Here is a 17,398-nt window from a genome sequence, read left to right as displayed (position 1 = left end):
CGGGTCAGTATCGCCAGCTCGGAGCCCGTCCATCAATCGAACTGGCTGACGGCGAGCGGCAGTTCACCACGCCGCCGGTCCGTTGCCCGGAGCGCCTCAGGGAGGCCCTGTCATGCTGGACCGCGTCAGCGCGGTGCTCTACCGGCGGCGCGTCGCCGTGCTGTGGGTGAGCGCGGTCGCCGTCGTCCTCGCCTGGATCGGCGGCCTGGGCGTGGAACACCGCCTGGTCCACGGGGGTTTCTCCGACCCCGGCGCGCAGTCCGCCCGCGCCGAACGCCTGGTGGCCGAGCACTTCCCGGCCGCCGCCGACGACCTGGTGCTGCTGCTCAGCGGCACGACGTCCGTCGACTCGGCGGAGATGACCTCCCTGGGCACGGCCCTGACCCGGCACGCGGCACGGATCCCGGGCGTCCGGGAGGCCACCTCGTACTGGACGGCGGGCCGCGCGCCCGCGCTGCGCTCCCGCGACGGTGCCATCGGGCTGGTCACGCTCTCCCTCAGCGGTGACGAGGACGACCGGGCGAAGACCGCCGGCCGGGTCCTGCCGGACGTCCGGCGGCACGCCCGGGGGCTGATGGTCCTGGCGGCCGGCCCCGCGCAGGTGCAGTCGGAGGTCGGCGCGCGCACCGCACACGACCTGCTGCTCGCGGAGGCGATCGCCGCGCCGATCACCCTGGTCCTGCTCCTGCTGGTCTTCGGCGGCGCGGTCGCCGCCACCCTGCCCCTGGTCGTCGCGCTGCTGTCGGTCCTGATGAGCCGGGCCGTGCTCAACGCGCTCGCGGGCGTGGTGCCGATCTCGGTGTACTCGATGAACTCCACCACCTCGCTCGGCCTCGGACTCGCCATCGACTACAGCCTGTTCGTCCTCGCCCGCTTCCGGGAGGAACTGCGCGGCGGCGCCACCGTGCGGGAGGCGCTCGGCCCCACCGTGCGCCGGGCCGGGCGGACGGTCGCGTTCTCCGCGCTCACCGTGGCCCTGTCCCTGGTCGCCCTGCTGGTCTTTCCGCAGTTCTTCCTGCGGTCCTTCGCCTACGGCGGTATCGCCGTCGTGCTCTCGGCGGCGGCGGGCGCGGTCCTCGTACTGCCCGCCCTGCTCGCTGTCGTCGGCCGTCGGGTCGACCGCTACGACGTGTTCGCCCGGCTGCGCGGCCCGGCACGCCCGACGGGGGCCCCGGAGGACGGACGCTGGTACCGGTTCGCGCTGGCGGTGACGCGCCGCCCCCTGCTCTACGGCGGTGGCGCGGTGCTGCTGCTGGCGTTCCTCGCGTCCCCGTTCCCCCGTGTCTCCGCGGGCCTCTTCGACGACCGCTCGCTGCCCGCCTCCGCCCAGGTGCACCGGGCCACGCAGCTGCTGCGCGACCGGTTCGACGCCGACGCGCTGGGCACCGTCCCCGTGGTGATCGAGGGCGTACGGCCCCGGGCGGTGGAGCCCTACGCCCGCGCGCTCTCCGCGGTGCCCGACGTCCGCCGGGTGACCGCGGCGACCGGGAGTTACGTCGCCGGGCACCGGGTCCGGGGACCGGCCCCGGCGGCTTCGGCGGACGGCGACAGCACTCGCGTCACCCGCGTCACCCGTGTCATCCGCGTCTCCGATGACACCCGCGTCACACTCGTCACCGTGGTCTCCGGGGTCGAACAGGACTCCCCGGCCGGCACCCGGCTGGTCCGCGGGCTGCGGGAGGTGGCCGCGCCCGCCGGAGCCACGGTGTCGGTGGGCGGCCGGGCCGCCGAGGTCCAGGACAGCACCGCCGCCGTCGCCCGGGCCACCCCCGCCGCGATCGGCATCGTGGTGGGCGCCTCCCTGCTGCTGCTCTTCCTGTTCACCGGGAGCGTCCTGATGCCGGTGAAGGCGCTGGTGCTCAACACCCTCAGTCTCAGCGCCACGTTCGGGGCGATGGTGTACGTGTTCCAGGAGGGGCATCTGTCGTTCCTCGTGGGCAGCCCGGCGCACACCGGCACGCTGGACGCCACCATCCCGATCCTGACCTTCTGCGTGGCCTTCGGGCTCTCCATGGACTACGAGGTCTTCCTGCTCGCCCGCATCCGCGAGCGTTACCTGCTCACCGGCGACAACACGGAGTCCGTCGCCTTCGGCCTCCAGCACACCGGCCGCATCATCACCGCCGCGGCCGTCCTGGTCGCCGCGGTGCTGTTCGTCTTCTCCGTCTCCGGGGTGACCATGCTGAAGCTCCTGGGCGTCGGCCTGGCCCTGGCGGTGGTGCTGGACGCGACGCTGGTGAGGGCCGTACTCGTCCCGTCGTTCATGCGGCTGGCGGGCCGCGCCAACTGGTGGGCCCCGGCCCCGCTGCGCCGCCTCCACGACCGCGTCGGACTGCGCGAGGACACCGGCGCCCCGGACCTGCCGAGGGCGGAGCGGGCCGGTGTTCCGCCGGGAACACCCACCCCCGGCCCATGACCGGCGCGCCTTCCCGGAGAGGGACGCGCCGGTCGGGGATCAGTGTGGGTCCGGCGTCCGCGCCACCGGATCGGCTACCAGCCGACGGCGACCAGGAGCCATTGCGGGTTGGCGTGGGAGACGAAGGAGGACTGGCCCGCCACGTCGTCGTAGGGGAAGCCGTAGGCGAGGTGGTTGATGGCGTTGTCGTGCCAGAACTTGGCGTAGTAGTTCGCCGGTGCCGCCGTGTAGAACTGGGCCGGGTCGGACTGCTGGGAGGCCGGCAGGGTGGCGACATGGCGGTTGAGGGCGGCGCACATGTTCGGGTCGGCCGCCAGGGAGGCCGCGCAGCCGAAGATGTCCGAGGTGGCTGCGGTCACGCCCACCGACTGGGCGTACGAGGTGAAGTAGTTCGCGTTGGCGCCGCCCGCGCGGAAGCTCGGGTCGCTGCCGGGCGCGATGATCCGGTACGGGGCCTGGGTCTGGGCCAGCACGTCGAACTGGGACGGCACCGCGTCGGTGAAGCGCTGGAAGGTGGTGGCGCGGTCCTCGGCGAACGTCTGCCGGTTCTCGCCGACCTCGACGTCGTAACCGTCCTTGGTGTGCAGGCGCATGGCCAGCTTCAGGCCGAAGGCGTCGACCCGGGTGGTGTTGCCGTTGAAGACGTTGTTGCCGACCGTGAACTCGATGAAGTCGTAGTACGCACTGTTGGGCGAGCCCAGGTAGAAGTACATGCGGCCGGCGGAGTTGGCCGGCATGTCGAGGTAGGGCTGTTCGGCGATGGAGTGCACCTGGCCGTTGAAGCTCCAGTACACCTGGCTGTCGGGGTACTTGCCGTTGGTGCGGTTGAGGATCTTCACCTCGACGGCGTTGTTCGCCGCGGGTATGTCGCTGGTGCTGCCCCAGAAGTCGTCCGGCGGGGTGGTGGCGCCGGGACCGTAGACCTGGAACTCCCACAGGGAGTAGCCGTACGGGGTGCCCCGCGCGGTGCCGTAGAGACGGACGTAGCGCCCGCTGCCGGTGATGGCGAGGTTCTGGGTCCCGCCGGTGGCGGTGGCCGTCGAGTAGACGGTGGTCCAGGTGGTGGCGTCGGTGGAGGTCTGGATCTGGAAGGCGGTCGCGTAGGCGGCCTCCCAGTTCAGCGTGACGCGGGTGAGCTGCTGGAGCGACCCGAGGTCGACCTGCAGCCACTGCGGGTCGGAGAAGGCCGAGGACCAGCGGGTGCCGGTGTTGCCGTCGACCGCGGCGCCTGCGGGGAAGGAGGCGTTCTCGGTCGAGGAGGCGGTGGCGGGCCTGCCCTGGGACAGCAGCTGGTCGGCGGCGTGGGCGGGCGACGGTGCGAGCACCGCGAAGAAGGCGGCGATCAGGACGACGACCAGACCGAGAGCCGTGCGTGGGCGTACGGCGCCGGCCGGTGGTCTGCGGGTGGGTGCGCTGGCGGAACTCTGCATGCGGAGTCTCCTCAAGCCGGTTCGGCGTGCGTGGGGATGGAGCAACAGCAGACATGAGAGCGCTCCCTCGGGTTGTAGACCTGGCGCTGTCCGCCGTCAACAACTGAAGCCGAAATCAATCGAGTTGGGATCCCGCTGACGACACGGTGCTGATCCCGGCGCTGGTATCGCGCACAACGCGTTGGCAGCCTTCAGCTTCCGACCGTTTGGGCGGCCCCGGGCCGGTCCGCTTTTACAACCCTTGACGCAGCCGGTACGGACCTTTCCGTGCCGTCCTGTCACCGCCCCGGAAGATCACGAGCAGGCGTGACCGGGACCGAGGCCGGTTGCGTTACCCGACAGGGGATGCCGTGGGGCGTTCCTGGTCCCGCGGGCGGACCTCCGGAGGGACCCGCGGCAGGCGTGGCAGGCACAGCCGGCGACGTGCGGGCGGGCCGTCCTGGTGCCGGACGCTGTCGTGCCGACGCCTGGCTGGTCTGTGGGTATCCGCGGGCCGGCTCGGGCCGCGCCTGGACCCACCCCCCTACGGGGCGGGGGCGGCTGTCGTCCCTGGTCCGTAGGCGAAGCGGCGGCGGCCGCGACAGGCCCCGTTCGCGACCGCCTACTCTTGACTCATGACCAGCAGCAGTGACCGGAGCGCGGCAGTGGACGTTCGTTCATCTCAGACCTATGAAATCCGCACCTACGGGTGCCAGATGAACGTCCACGACTCCGAGCGATTGTCCGGGCTGCTGGAGGAGGCCGGATACGTCCGCGCCCCCGAGGGCTCCGACGGCGACGCGGATGTCGTCGTCTTCAACACCTGCGCCGTCCGGGAGAACGCCGACAACCGCCTCTACGGCAATCTCGGCCGCCTCGCCCCGATGAAGACGAAGCGCCCCGGCATGCAGATCGCGGTCGGCGGCTGCCTCGCGCAGAAGGACCGCGACACCATCGTGAAGAAGGCCCCCTGGGTCGACGTCGTCTTCGGCACGCACAACATCGGCAAGCTGCCGGTCCTGCTGGAGCGCGCCCGGGTGCAGGAAGAGGCGCAGGTCGAGATCGCCGAGTCGCTGGAGGCGTTCCCCTCCACACTGCCGACCCGGCGCGAGAGCGCGTACGCGGCCTGGGTCTCGATCTCCGTCGGCTGCAACAACACCTGCACCTTCTGCATCGTCCCGGCCCTGCGCGGCAAGGAGAAGGACCGCCGCACCGGGGACATCCTCGCCGAGATCGAGGCCCTGGTCGGCGAGGGCGTCTCCGAGATCACCCTGCTCGGCCAGAACGTCAACGCGTACGGCTCCGACATCGGCGACCGCGAGGCCTTCAGCAAGCTGCTGCGGGCCTGCGGGAAGATCGACGGCCTTGAGCGCGTCCGCTTCACGTCCCCTCACCCCCGCGACTTCACCGACGACGTCATCGCCGCCATGGCCGAGACGCCGAACGTGATGCCGCAGCTGCACATGCCGATGCAGTCCGGCTCGGACACGGTCCTCAAGGCGATGCGCCGCTCGTACCGGCAGGACCGCTACCTGGGGATCATCGAGAAGGTCCGCGCCTCGATCCCGCACGCGGCGATCACCACCGACATCATCGTGGGCTTCCCCGGCGAGACCGAGGAGGACTTCGAGCAGACCATGCACGCGGTCCGCGAGGCCCGCTTCACCCAGGCCTTCACCTTTCAGTACTCCAAGCGGCCCGGCACCCCGGCCGCGACCATGGAGAACCAGATCCCCAAGGAGGTCGTCCAGGCGCGCTACGAGCGTCTCGTCGCCCTTCAGGAGGAGATCTCCTGGGACGAGAACAAGAAGCAGGTCGGCCGCACCCTGGAGCTGATGGTCGCCGAGGGCGAGGGCCGCAAGGACGGCGCCACCCACCGCCTCTCCGGCCGCGCCCCCGACAACCGCCTGGTCCACTTCACCAAGCCCGACCAGGAGGTCCGCCCCGGCGACGTCGTCACGGTCGAGGTCACCTACGCCGCCCCGCACCACCTCCTCGCCGAGGGCGCCGTGCTGGACGTGCGCCGGACCCGCGCGGGCGACGCCTGGGAGAAGCGCAACGCCGCCGAGGCGGCCAAGCCGGCGGGCGTGCTGCTCGGGCTGCCGAAGATCGGCGTACCGGAGCCCCTGCCGGTGGCCTCGGGAAGCGGCTGCGGCTGCGACTGACGGCCTGCCACAACACGGGTGCTCAGGTTGATCGACCTGACCGACGTGCTGATCGAGGACTGACCGTGGGCGGCCGACGCCGCTGACCGACCTTCGGCGGCCGTCGCCGCTACCCTGCCGATCATGCTTGTCGCCGCCGCAGTCTGCCCCTGCCCGCCGCTCCTCGTGCCCGAGGTCGCCGCGGGTGCCGCCCCCGAGCTGGACGTCGCCCGTGCCGCGTGCGCCGACGCACTGGGCGTGCTCGCCGCCGCGCGGCCCGACCTGCTGGTGGTGGTCGGGCCCGCGGAGAAGCCCGGGCGGGGCGTGTTCCCGCAGGGCAGCCGGGGCTCCTTCCGCGGCTTCGGCGTCGACGCCGACGTGTGGCTCGGGAGCGGCGAGGCCGGTGAGCGGGAGCTGCCGGCCTCGCTCGCCGTCGGCGCCTGGCTGCTGGAGCGCACCGGCTGGGCCGACGCGCCGATCGAGGGGCTGGGCGTGGGCGAGCCCCTGGAGGCCGAACGGTGCGTCCGTACCGGCCGGGAGATCGCCGGCCGGGCCCCGCGGGTGGCGATGCTGGTCATGGGCGACGCCAGCGCCTGCCGCACCCTCAAGGCACCGGGCTACCTCGACGAGCGGGCGGCCCCCTTCGACGCCGAGGCGGCCCGCGCGCTCGGCACCGCCGACCTCGCGGCGATCAAGGCCCTCGACGCCGACCTGGCGTACCAGCTCAAGGCCTCGGGCCGGGCCCCCTGGCAGGTCCTGGCCGGCGCGGCCGAGGACGCGGGCCTCGCCGGAGCGCTGCTCCACGACGACGCGCCGTACGGCGTCTGCTACCTCGTGGCGACCTGGTCCTGAGCTGACCTGAGCCGGCCTGTCCTGGCCCGACCGCTCCGCGGAACGGCGGACGGCCGGGAGTCGGGTGACTCTCGGCCGTCCGCCGATCTGCGTGGGTCCGCCCGGCTCAGGAAGCCGGCGGCGGGCCCTCCGGCCGGGTCGGCGCGGTGGGGTCGGTCGCGTCCGGGTGCACAAACCGGTCCATGGCGTCCTTGGCCCTGCCCGTACCCGTCTGGATCTTGTCGCTGTACTTGCCCTTGGTCTTCTCGTCGACGACCCGCGCGGCCTTGTCGATGCCGTGCTGGAGCTTGTCGATCTTGTCCTCGTGCTGGTGCGCGAGATCAGAGACCCGGTCCTTGGCCGGGGCGAGCTTGGCCTTCAAATTGTCCAAAAGACCCATGGCTACCTTCCCTATGGCTTCCCTCGCGGGCCGCTATGTGCGGGCGCCTTCGCCGACCTCGTTGTCGGCGGCCTCCTTGGCGGACTGCTGCTGGGGGATCTCGGTGCTCTCGGCGCCGGCCACCGCGACGGGCTCGGGTTCCGTCCGCGCCTGCGCGCTCCCGCCGTCGTCCTCGCCCGGCTCCTTCGCCGCCGTCGCCCCGGCCGTCTCCTCCGCCGCGTTCTCCGCCGTCTCCTCCGCCTCGTTCTCCGCAGCGCTCTCCACGGCGTTCTTCACCGTGTCCTCCGCCGCGGACCCGTCCGGCTCGGTACCGGCCGGCGCCTCGGTGTCCGGCTCCTCCGTGGCCTTCGGCTTCTTTCCGAGGAATCGTGCAAAAAAACCCATATCCACTCCATACGTTACTCGTGTGAGCGAAATCCCGCGTGACCCGGTGCGTCCGTTTGCGTCACCCCGGTCACCGCCTCTCGCCGGCGGCGGGAACCTCCCAACGGGCAACGAAGCCGGACACGGACTGTCACGTAACTCGTTCGAGACCCGCCGCCGAGGTTTGCGAGACTGGTGCGGTGAGCAGCGCACCCCCCACACCCCGTGTCATCGCCGTCGTCGGCCCCACCGCGGCCGGAAAGTCCGACCTCGGCGTCTTCCTGGCCCAACGGCTCGGCGGCGAGGTCGTCAACGCCGACTCCATGCAGCTGTACCAGGGGATGGACATCGGCACCGCCAAGCTGACGCCCGAGGAGCGCGCCGACGTGCCGCACCACCTGCTCGACATCTGGGACGTGACCGTCACGGCCTCCGTCGCCGAGTACCAGCGCCTCGCCCGCGCCCGTATCGACGCCCTGCTCGCCGAGGGCCGCTGGCCGGTCCTGGTCGGCGGCTCCGGGCTCTACATCCGCGGCGCCGTCGACAACCTGGAGTTCCCGGGCACCGACCCCGAGGTCAGGGGCCGCCTGGAGGAGGAACTCGCGCTGCGCGGCTCCGGCGCCCTGCACGCCCGGCTGTGCGCCGCCGACCCCGAGGCCGGCCGCGCCATCCTGCCCAGCAACGGGCGCCGAATCGTCCGGGCCCTGGAGGTGATCGAGATCACCGGCCGGCCCTTCACCGCCAACCTCCCGGGCCATGACTCGGTCTACGACACCGTCCAGATCGGCGTCGACGTGGCCCGCCCCGAGCTCGACGAGCGCATCGCGCTGCGCGTCGACCGGATGTGGGAGGCCGGGCTCGTGGACGAGGTACGCGCACTGGAGGTGCAGGGGCTGCGCGAGGGCCGCACGGCATCGCGTGCGCTCGGCTACCAGCAGGTCCTCACGGCGCTCGCCGGGGAGTGCACGGAAGCGGAAGCACGGGCCGAGACCATTCGTGCCACCAAGCGCTTCGCGCGCCGTCAGGATTCATGGTTCAGGCGCGACCCCCGGGTGCACTGGTTGAGTGGGGCCGCGGCGGACCGCGAGGAACTTCCGCGGCTGGCCCTGGCGTTGCTCGAACGACCGGTCACAGCCTGATCACGTCATGGCATCGGGATGCGCCACCGGTCATCGGGGCCTCCGGCGCCGTGCCATCATCGAGCTTCGATCGCAAGTGGAGTCCTAGTTGGGAGGGCGCGTGGCGATGGAGGCCGGCCCTCGCGACACCGCACGAAACACCGAGCACGTCGCCGTGGAACCGGGTGATCCGGACGAGGGCGAGATCCGACTGACGCCGGACGGTCCGGACGACACGGTGGGCGGCGGGGTGACCGCCGACGGCCCCGAGCCGGAGGAGATGTTCACCAGCGGCCCCGAGGTCGAGGTCGAACTCCGCCCGCAGCGCCGGCTGCGCCTGTGGCAGCTGGCCCCGATCGTGGGCCTGGCCGCGGTGGGCTCCCTGATGTTCGCCTTCCCCCTGGCCTTCGACTTCGGCGACAGCGGCGCGGTGATCGCGATGCTGGGCCTGCTGATCTGCTCCTGCGCGGCGGGCTGGGGCCTGACGGCGGCCCGCCGGGTGGGCTACACCCTGCCGGGCTTCCCCGCGAAGGGCTCGGGCCGCAGGCCCGACTGGCGCGTGGTGATCGGATACGTGGTCCTGGTGGCGATCGTGGTCGTCCTGGCTGTCTGGCGAGTGGCGCGACTGCGCTGAAAAACGCCCTGGACCGCGGCGCCCCGTAGGGGAGCGGGGCTGCATGGGGTATGCGGCTCCGTCGCGTGGGCGCCACCAGCCCCCACCGGCCCGCAGCCAGAGCACCGCGCACCCCTCCCGTACCCTCGAAGAATGACCATCCCCTTCCTCAAGGGCCACGGCACCGAGAACGACTTCGTGATCGTCCCGGACCCGGACAACGCCCTGGACCTCACCCCGGCCGCCGTAGCCGTCCTCTGCGACCGCCGCGGCGGCCTCGGCGCGGACGGCGTGCTGCACGTCGTCCGGTCCGCCGCGCACCCCGAGGCCAAGGGGATGGCCGCCGACGCGGAGTGGTTCATGGACTACCGCAACGGCGACGGCTCGATCGCCGAGATGTGCGGCAACGGCGTCCGCGTCTTCGCCCGCTACCTCCAGCGTGCCGGTCACGTCACGGAGGGCGACCTCGCCGTGGCCACCCGCGGCGGCGTGAAGACCGTCCACATCGCCAAGGACGGCGACATCACCGTCGGCATGGGCCGCGCCCGCCTCCCCGAGAGCGACGTCACGGTGAGCGTCGGCGACCGCACCTGGCCCGCCCGGAACGTGAACATGGGCAACCCGCACGCCGTCGCCTTCGTCGAGGACCTCGCGCACGCCGGCGACCTCTACAGCCCGCCCCCCTTCAGCCCTCCGTCGGCCTACCCCGAAGGGGTCAACGTCGAGTTCGTCGTCGACCGCGGCCCCGGCCACGTCGCGATGCGCGTGCACGAGCGCGGCTCCGGCGAGACCCGCTCCTGCGGCACCGGCGCCTGCGCGGTCGCCGTGGCCACCGCCCGCCGCGACGGCGCCGACCCCGCGGTCACCGGAACCCCGGCGACGTACACCGTGGACGTGCCCGGCGGACGCCTCGTCATCACCGAACGACCCGACGGCGAGATCGAGATGACGGGTCCCGCCGTGATCGTGGCCGAGGGCGAGATCGACGCCGATTGGCTGGAAAACGTCACTCGTTGAACCGGCCGGACGTCGTGAACCGTGGTCGGGGGCCTCGTACAACATCCGGATCCACGGCCCGCGTTGTCCCTGGTGGCGAGAAACGTCGGCCACCCCCCGAACAGGTGGCGCAAAACCGTAAACCTCCAAGTCGTCGCTCGAATGGGTGATCCGTTTCACGCTGGGCGGGAGGCGGTCAGTCGGGCGTGTTGGGCTCGGTAGCATCAAGCACCGGCACGGACGGGGGAATGTCACCAATCCCTGAGCCGTTGCATGCCCAGGGATCCCGTCCGCCGGTCCACGAGCCGGAGGTGCCCATGAGTGCGGAGGCCACGAACCCTGCGACGCCCGGACCTGTAGTGCCCACAGCGGCCCGCAGGAAGGCCCGCCCCCGGATCGACCTGCGCCGGCTCGGCCGGGCCGCGCTCCTCGGCAACGCGGCGCGCGGCAAGCTGCCCGACGCCATCGGCCATGTCGCCGAGGCGCACCGTGCCCACTACCCCGACGCCGACCTCGAACCCCTGCGCCGCGCCTACGTCCTGGCCGAGTCCTCGCACCGCGGCCAGATGCGCAAGAGCGGCGAGCCGTACATCACCCACCCCCTCGCGGTCACCCTGATCCTCGCCGAACTCGGCGCCGAGACCACGACCCTGACGGCCTCTCTGCTCCACGACACCGTCGAGGACACCGATGTGACCCTCGACCAGGTGCGGGAACAGTTCGGCGAGGAGGTCCGCTACCTGGTCGACGGGGTGACGAAACTCGAGAAGGTCGACTACGGGGCCGCCGCCGAACCCGAGACGTTCCGCAAGATGCTCGTCGCCACCGGCAGCGACGTCCGCGTGATGTCGATCAAGCTCGCCGACCGTCTGCACAACATGCGCACCCTCGGCGTGATGCGCCCCGAGAAGCAGGAGCGCATCGCCAAGGTCACCCGTGACGTCCTCATCCCGCTCGCCGAACGGCTCGGCGTGCAGGCCCTGAAGACCGAGCTGGAGGACCTGGTCTTCGCCATCCTGCACCCCGAGGAGTACGCGCACACACGTGAGTTGATCGCCGAGAACGCGGCCCGCACGGACGACCCCCTCGCCGAGATCTCCGACGAGGTGCGCGGGGTGCTGCGCGAGGCCGACATCCCCGCCGAGGTCCTCATCCGGCCACGGCACTTCGTCTCCCTCCACCGCGTCAGCCGCAAACGCGGCGAGCTGCGCGGTGCCGACTTCGGCCGGCTCCTTGTGCTGGTCAACGAGGACGCGGACTGTTACGCCGTGCTCGGCGAACTGCACACCTGTCTGACCCCGGTGGTGTCGGAGTTCAAGGACTTCATCGCCGTACCGAAGTTCAACCTGTACCAGTCGCTCCACACGGCGGTGGCCCGCACCGACGGGCAGGTCGCCGAAGTCCTCATCCGCACCCACCAGATGCACAAGGTCGCCGAGGCCGGTGTCGTCGCCCTCGGCAACCCCTACGCCCCGGCCGCCGACGCGCCCGGCGCCGAGGCCCCGGCCGACGGCGAGCGGGCCGACCCGACCCGCCCCGGCTGGCTCTCCCGCCTCCTCGACTGGCAGAAGGCCGCGCCCGACACCGACACCTTCTGGTCCACCCTCCGGGAGGACCTCGCCCAGGACCGCGAGATCACCGTCTTCCGCCCCGACGGCGGCACCCTCGGCCTTCCCGAGGGGGCCACCTGCGTCGACGCCGCCTACGCCCAGTACGGCGAGGACGCGCACGCCTGCATCGGCGCCCGGGTCAACGGCCGCCTCGCCACCCTCAGCACGGTCCTCAAGGACGGCGACACCGTCCAGCTGCTGATGGGCCAGGACCCGGCCTCCGAACCCTCCCGGGAGTGGCTGGAGCACGCCCACACGCCCGCCGCGCGCATCGCCATCCAGCGCTGGCTCGCCACCCATCCGGACAGTACCGAAGAGCCCCACGCCCCCGTGGCCGTACCCACGCGCCCCGTCCCGGAGGCCCAGGCACCCACGCCCCGCACCGCCAGCGCCATGGTCGTCGACCGGCCCGACGCGACCGTACGGCTGGCCGGCTGCTGCACCCCCGTACCGCCCGACGAGGTCACCGGCTTCGCCGTGCGCGGGGGAGTGGTCACCGTGCACCGCGTGGCCTGCGCATCGGTGGCGCACATGAAGGGCACCGGGCGCCCCGAGACCGCCGTGAGCTGGGGCGACAGCACCGCCTGCCGGGTCACCCTGGTCGCCGAATCGTTCGGCCGCCCCCATCTGCTCGCCGACCTCACCGAGGCGATGGCCCAGGAGGGCGCCGAGATCGTCTCGGCCACCGTGGAACCACCCAGCCAGCAGCGCGTCCGCCACACCTACACCGTCGAGCTCCCCGACGCGGCCCACCTGCCCGCCCTGATGCGCGCGATGCGCAACGTGGCCGGGGTGTACGACGTGGACCGAGCCCAACACCAGTAGGCGGCCGTCCGAGCCGACGACAGGCGCGTCTGAGTTACTCGTTCGAGTGGATCGGGCGCGCGTCGTCGCCGGCAGCCGGGAGCGCGCTGGTAGCGGTGGTTCATGTCGCTCACCCTCCGCGCCGGTCGGCCCCGGCGCCGGCACACCGCCCTGCTCGCCTCCGCCGTCTCCGTCGCCCTGCTCGGCGCGAGCGCCCCGCCGACGTCGCTGGGCATCGGCGACCGGCTCTTCCCGAACCTCGGCAACCCGGGGTACGACGTGGCGTCGTACGACCTCTCCTTCACCTATCCCGGCAGCAACGACAAGCCGCTCCAGGCCGTCACCACCATCGACGCCTGGGCCACCACCGACCTGGACCGGGTCAACCTGGACTTCGCGCACGGCAAGGTCGAGTCCGTCGAGGTCGACGGCCGGGCCGCCGTCTTCGACAGCGCAGGCGACGACCTGGTCGTCACCCCGGACCAGCCGCTGCGGCAGGGCAGCTGGACGCGGATCACCGTCAAGCACACCAGCGACCCGGTGGCCGCCAAGGGCCAGGACGGCGGCTGGGTGCGCACCACCGACGGGCTCGCCATGGCCAACCAGGCCGACGCCGCCCACCTGGTCTTCCCGTGCAACGACCACCCGTCCGACAAGGCGATGTTCACCTTCCACATCACCGCCCCGAACGGCTACACCGTCGTCGCCAACGGCCTCCCCACCGAGTCCGCCCGGATCGGCCGGCAGACCACCTGGACCTACCGCACCCAGCACCCCATGGCCACCGAACTGGCCCAGGTCTCCATCGGCCGCTCCGCCGTACTGCACCGCACCGGCCCGCACGGCCTGCCCGTCCGGGACGTCGTCCCGAGCGCCGACGCCAAGACCCTCGAACCCTGGCTGGCCAAGACCCCGGACCAGATCGCCTGGCTGGAGGGCAAGGTCGGGACCTACCCCTTCGAGACCTACGGCGTGCTCATGGCACAGGCCTCCACCGGCTTCGAGCTGGAGACCCAGACCCTCTCCCTCTTCGAGAAGAACCTGTTCACCGAGGCCGCGTACCCCAAGTGGTACATCGAGTCGATCATGGTGCACGAGCTGTCCCACCAGTGGTTCGGCGACAGCGTCAGCCCGCGCGTCTGGTCGGACGTATGGCTGAACGAGGGCCACGCCACCTGGTACGAGGCGCTGTACGCGGAGGAGAAGGGCAACCGGCCCATGATCGACCGGATGAAGGCCGCCTACGGCGCCTCCGACCGCTGGCGCGCCGCCGGCGGACCGCCCGCCCTGCCCAAGGCGCCCGACCCCGGCCAGAAGATCAGCATCTTCCGCCCCAACATCTACGACGGCGCCGCCCTCGCCCTCTACGCCCTGCGTCAGGAGATCGGCAAGCCCGCCTTCGAGCGCCTGGAGCGGATCTGGGTGCAGCGCCACAAGGACGCCACCGCCACCACCGCCGACTTCGTGAAGCTGGCCTCCGCGGTCGCGAACCGCGACCTCACCGCCTTCTTCGACGCCTGGCTGTACGGCGAGAAGACCCCGCCCATGCCCGGCCACCCGGACTGGAAGCAGACCCCGGCCCCGGCCAAGCACACCAAGAGGTGACGGCGGCGCGGCCTCCGGAATAACACGGTGCCGTGACGGGACGTACCGTGCGACCATCATGAGGTCGGCACGGTACGGGTCGCGGGGAATCTCCCGGGGTACTCGTACGTTGAGCAAGTGAACGCCGATTTCGGCATCCCCATCGACGTAAGGACCCAATGACCTCCTCTTCTTCCCCTTCCCAGGACAGCAGGCGCCTCGCGCAGGACTACCCCGAAGGTCTTCGGGCCGATGCCCTGATGGAAGAGGACGTCGCCTGGAGCCACGAGATCGACGGAGAGCGGGACGGCGACCAGTTCGACCGCTCCGAGCGCGCGGCCCTGCGCCGTGTGGTGGGCCTCTCCACCGAACTCGAGGACGTCACCGAGGTCGAGTACCGACAGCTCCGTCTGGAGCGGGTCGTGCTGGTCGGGGTGTGGACCACGGGCACCGTGCAGGACGCGGACAACTCCCTCGCGGAGCTGGCCGCCCTCGCCGAGACGGCGGGCGCGCTGGTGCTCGACGGTGTCATCCAGCGCCGCGACAAGCCCGACGCGGCCACCTACATCGGCTCCGGCAAGGCCCTGGAGCTGCGCGACATCGTCGTCGAAACGGGCGCGGACACCGTCATCTGCGACGGTGAGCTGAGCCCGGGCCAGCTGATCCAGCTGGAGGACGTCGTCAAGGTCAAGGTCATCGACCGGACCGCCCTGATCCTGGACATCTTCGCCCAGCACGCCAAGTCCCGAGAGGGCAAGGCGCAGGTCGCGCTCGCACAGATGCAGTACATGCTGCCGCGCCTGCGCGGCTGGGGTCAGTCGCTGTCCCGGCAGATGGGCGGCGGCTCGGGCGGCGGCCTCGCCACCCGTGGTCCCGGTGAGACCAAGATCGAGACGGACCGGCGGCGGATCCGCGAGAAGATGGCGAAGATGCGCCGGGAGATCGCGGAGATGAAGACCGGGCGCGACATCAAGCGCCAGGAGCGCAAGCGCCACAAGGTGCCGTCCGTCGCCATCGCGGGCTACACCAACGCCGGCAAGTCCTCCCTGCTCAACCGCCTCACCGGCGCCGGTGTCCTGGTCGAGAACGCCCTGTTCGCGACCCTGGACCCGACGGTCCGCCGCGCGGAGACCCCGAGCGGCCGCCTCTACACGCTGGCCGACACCGTCGGCTTCGTGCGCCACCTGCCCCACCACCTGGTCGAGGCGTTCCGTTCCACCATGGAGGAGGTCGGCGACGCCGACCTGATCGTGCACGTGGTCGACGGCTCGCACCCGGTCCCGGAGGAGCAGCTGGCCGCCGTGCGCGAGGTGATCAGGGACGTCGGTGCCACCGACGTACCCGAGATCGTGGTGATCAACAAGGCGGACGCGGCCGACCCACTGGTCCTCCAGCGGCTGCTGCGGAACGAGAAGCGCTCCCTCGCGGTCTCGGCCCGCACCGGCCAGGGCATCCAGGAACTCCTCGCCCTGATCGACAACGAGCTGCCCCGCCCGTCGGTCGAGATCGAGGCCCTGGTCCCGTACACCCACGGCAAGCTGGTCGCCCGCGCCCACAACGAGGGCGAGGTCCTCTCGGAGGAGCACACCCCCGAGGGCACCCTGCTCAAGGTCCGGGTCCACGAGGAACTGGCGGCCGAGCTCGCGCCGTACGTTCCGGCTTCTGCTGCGTAACGACTGCTGAGTGAAGGGCCGGCCCCCTTTCAAGGGGGGCCGGCCCTTCATGCCTTCAGCGGCGCGGGAAACCGCGCGAGCAACTACAACGGCGAGTCAGCCGCCGACACACCGTCCCTCTACGGCTCGAAGGCGACCATCAATGCCTTCACTGATCGGCGAACTCCTTGCTGACCCCCTCGTACACACCCTTGGCCACATCACCGAACCGCGGCCCCGCCAGCCACCCCGAACTCACCGGTCCGATCGACGTGTTGGACACCAGCGCCGCCTTGCCGTCGGCACCCGTCTCCACCCAGCCGCCACCGGACGCACCGCCGGTCATCGTGCAGCCGATCCGGTACATCGTCGGCGCCGACGCGTCGACGGACAACCGCCCCGGCTTGTCCGCGCACTGGTACAGCAGCGACCCGTCGTACGGCTTCGCCGCCGGATACCCGGTGGCCGTGATGCTCGACACCTTCGGAACGGCCGGGCCGTCGAAGTTCACCGGAAGCGCCGAACCGACCGTCTCCTCGAGGGACTTGCCGCCACTGCCCTGCTCCGGTGTCACATGGATCACGGCGTAGTCGTACGACGCGCCGTCGCCGCCCGTCTCCCCGCCCTGGTTGATCCACTGCTGCGAGGTCTGCGCCCCGTCACCCCACCAGACGCCGTACGGCGCGATCCGGGAGCGCGTCGCCTGCGTGAGCGCCGTGCCCGTCAGCCCCTGGTCGTTGTACGACGGCACGAACGCGATGTTGCGGTACCAGCCGCCGTTCTTGCCGGCGTGCACACAATGGCCCGCCGTCCACACCAGGTTGGACTTGCCCGGGTGCGCGGGGTCCTCGACGACCGTCGCCGAGCAGACCATCGTGCCCTCGGGGGAGTCGAAGAACACCTTCCCGGCGGTGGCAGCGTTGGCGTGGTAGGTCGGCTGCACGGCCTTCGCCTCGACCGGGTCCGGCGTCGGGTCGGTCACCCCCTGGTCACCGGAGAGGTCGTTGTCGTCGACGCCCTTGTCCTTGTCCGGGTCGTTGGCGTCCCGCATCCGGTCCGGGTCCCACAGGCCCTTGATGATGGGGTTGATGAAGTCGTTGGCCTCGCGCAGCCAGTCGTCCTTGTCCCAGTTCTTCCAGGCGCCGTTCTTCCACTTGTCGATGTCGATCCCGTGCTCTTTGAGCTTGTCCTTGATGTCGTCCGGGATCTTGATCTTGCCGTCGCCGGTGTCGGCCGTGGCGGACGCGGAGGCCGGGCCGCCCGCGTTGTCGTCGCCGGAGCTGCCGCAGGCGGTGGCGGTCAGTGCCAGCGCCGAGGCGAGGGCGACGGCCGCCAGCGCCCGGGGCGCGCCCCTTCGAAGGGTGAACGACGGCCGGATGGATCGCATGGTGGTGACTCCCCCTGTCGGTAAGGAACTTCAGCGCCACACACTATGCGCTCGCTGTGCGGGGCTTCCCA

At 71.5% G+C, this 17,398-nt stretch carries 13 protein-coding genes; 9 read left to right on the top strand and 4 right to left on the bottom strand.

The genetic code is table 11. The annotated features are described in order from the left end of the window. Nucleotides 1-112: 112 nt before the first annotated feature. Complete coding sequence (locus ACFWXC_RS11110; RefSeq protein ID WP_384476516.1) at nt 113-2,416, top strand: MMPL family transporter; 2,304 nt, start codon at nt 113-115, stop codon at nt 2,414-2,416. Between the two features lie 74 nt (nt 2,417-2,490). Here the strand turns inward: ACFWXC_RS11110 and ACFWXC_RS11105 are convergent, their stop codons facing one another. Next, nucleotides 2,491-3,846 carry a beta-1,3-glucanase family protein gene (locus tag ACFWXC_RS11105; protein WP_384476513.1) on the bottom strand — a complete coding sequence of 452 codons (1,356 nt, stop codon included), beginning with the start codon at nt 3,844-3,846 and terminating at the stop codon, nt 2,491-2,493. A 614-nt stretch (nt 3,847-4,460) separates the two neighbouring features. On the opposite strand from ACFWXC_RS11105, the gene miaB reads away from it, so the two are divergent. Both miaB and ACFWXC_RS11095 read left to right on the top strand, forming a co-directional pair. Beyond that, nucleotides 4,461-5,990 carry a tRNA (N6-isopentenyl adenosine(37)-C2)-methylthiotransferase MiaB gene (miaB, locus tag ACFWXC_RS11100; RefSeq protein ID WP_384476510.1) on the top strand — a complete coding sequence of 510 codons (1,530 nt, stop codon included), beginning with the start codon at nt 4,461-4,463 and terminating at the stop codon, nt 5,988-5,990. A 123-nt stretch (nt 5,991-6,113) separates the two neighbouring features. Beyond that, nucleotides 6,114-6,821 (top strand): class III extradiol dioxygenase subunit B-like domain-containing protein, encoded by a 708-nt coding sequence (locus ACFWXC_RS11095; RefSeq protein WP_384476507.1) that lies wholly within the window; start codon nt 6,114-6,116, stop codon nt 6,819-6,821. A 106-nt stretch (nt 6,822-6,927) separates the two neighbouring features. On the opposite strand, the gene ACFWXC_RS11090 is transcribed toward ACFWXC_RS11095, so the two are convergent. Continuing rightward, nucleotides 6,928-7,200 carry an antitoxin gene (locus tag ACFWXC_RS11090; protein ID WP_384476504.1) on the bottom strand — a complete coding sequence of 91 codons (273 nt, stop codon included), beginning with the start codon at nt 7,198-7,200 and terminating at the stop codon, nt 6,928-6,930. Between the two features lie 33 nt (nt 7,201-7,233). Next, on the bottom strand, nt 7,234-7,584 hold the full coding sequence (locus ACFWXC_RS11085; protein WP_384476501.1) for a hypothetical protein: 351 nt from the start codon (nt 7,582-7,584) through the stop codon (nt 7,234-7,236). Between the two features lie 179 nt (nt 7,585-7,763). Here ACFWXC_RS11085 and miaA point away from each other — a divergent pair, with 179 nt between their 5' ends. The 6 genes from miaA (at nt 7,764) to hflX (ending at nt 15,961) form a co-directional block, all read left to right on the top strand. Then, nucleotides 7,764-8,702, top strand: a complete 939-nt coding sequence (gene miaA / locus ACFWXC_RS11080; RefSeq protein WP_384476499.1) for a tRNA (adenosine(37)-N6)-dimethylallyltransferase MiaA — start codon at nt 7,764-7,766, stop codon at nt 8,700-8,702. A 106-nt stretch (nt 8,703-8,808) separates the two neighbouring features. Beyond that, complete coding sequence (locus tag ACFWXC_RS11075) at nt 8,809-9,315, top strand: hypothetical protein (protein WP_384476685.1); 507 nt, start codon at nt 8,809-8,811, stop codon at nt 9,313-9,315. Nucleotides 9,316-9,447: 132 nt separating this feature from the next. Further along, nucleotides 9,448-10,311 (top strand): diaminopimelate epimerase, encoded by an 864-nt coding sequence (dapF, locus tag ACFWXC_RS11070; RefSeq protein ID WP_384476496.1) that lies wholly within the window; start codon nt 9,448-9,450, stop codon nt 10,309-10,311. 296 nt (nt 10,312-10,607) lie between these two features. Next, nucleotides 10,608-12,725, top strand: coding sequence for a RelA/SpoT family protein (locus tag ACFWXC_RS11065; RefSeq protein ID WP_384476493.1), 2,118 nt, complete (start codon nt 10,608-10,610; stop codon nt 12,723-12,725). A 102-nt stretch (nt 12,726-12,827) separates the two neighbouring features. After that, nucleotides 12,828-14,309 (top strand): M1 family metallopeptidase, encoded by a 1,482-nt coding sequence (locus ACFWXC_RS11060; RefSeq protein ID WP_384476490.1) that lies wholly within the window; start codon nt 12,828-12,830, stop codon nt 14,307-14,309. A 158-nt stretch (nt 14,310-14,467) separates the two neighbouring features. Continuing rightward, the gene (hflX, locus tag ACFWXC_RS11055) at nt 14,468-15,961 is read left to right on the top strand and encodes a GTPase HflX (protein WP_384476487.1); all 1,494 of its coding nucleotides are present in this window, start codon (nt 14,468-14,470) and stop codon (nt 15,959-15,961) included. 148 nt (nt 15,962-16,109) lie between these two features. Here hflX and ACFWXC_RS11050 read toward each other — a convergent pair whose 3' ends face one another. Next, nucleotides 16,110-17,327: a trypsin-like serine peptidase gene (locus ACFWXC_RS11050; RefSeq protein WP_384476484.1), complete on the bottom strand. Its 1,218-nt coding sequence runs from the start codon at nt 17,325-17,327 to the stop codon at nt 16,110-16,112. Between the last annotated feature and the right edge of the window lie 71 nt (nt 17,328-17,398).

This window comes from Streptomyces sp. NPDC058683, from assembly GCF_042716195.1.
Lineage (GTDB): Bacteria > Actinomycetota > Actinomycetes > Streptomycetales > Streptomycetaceae > Streptomyces.
The sequence above is the reverse complement of the archived record's forward strand: the minus strand, read 5'-3'. Positions and strand labels throughout refer to the sequence as shown.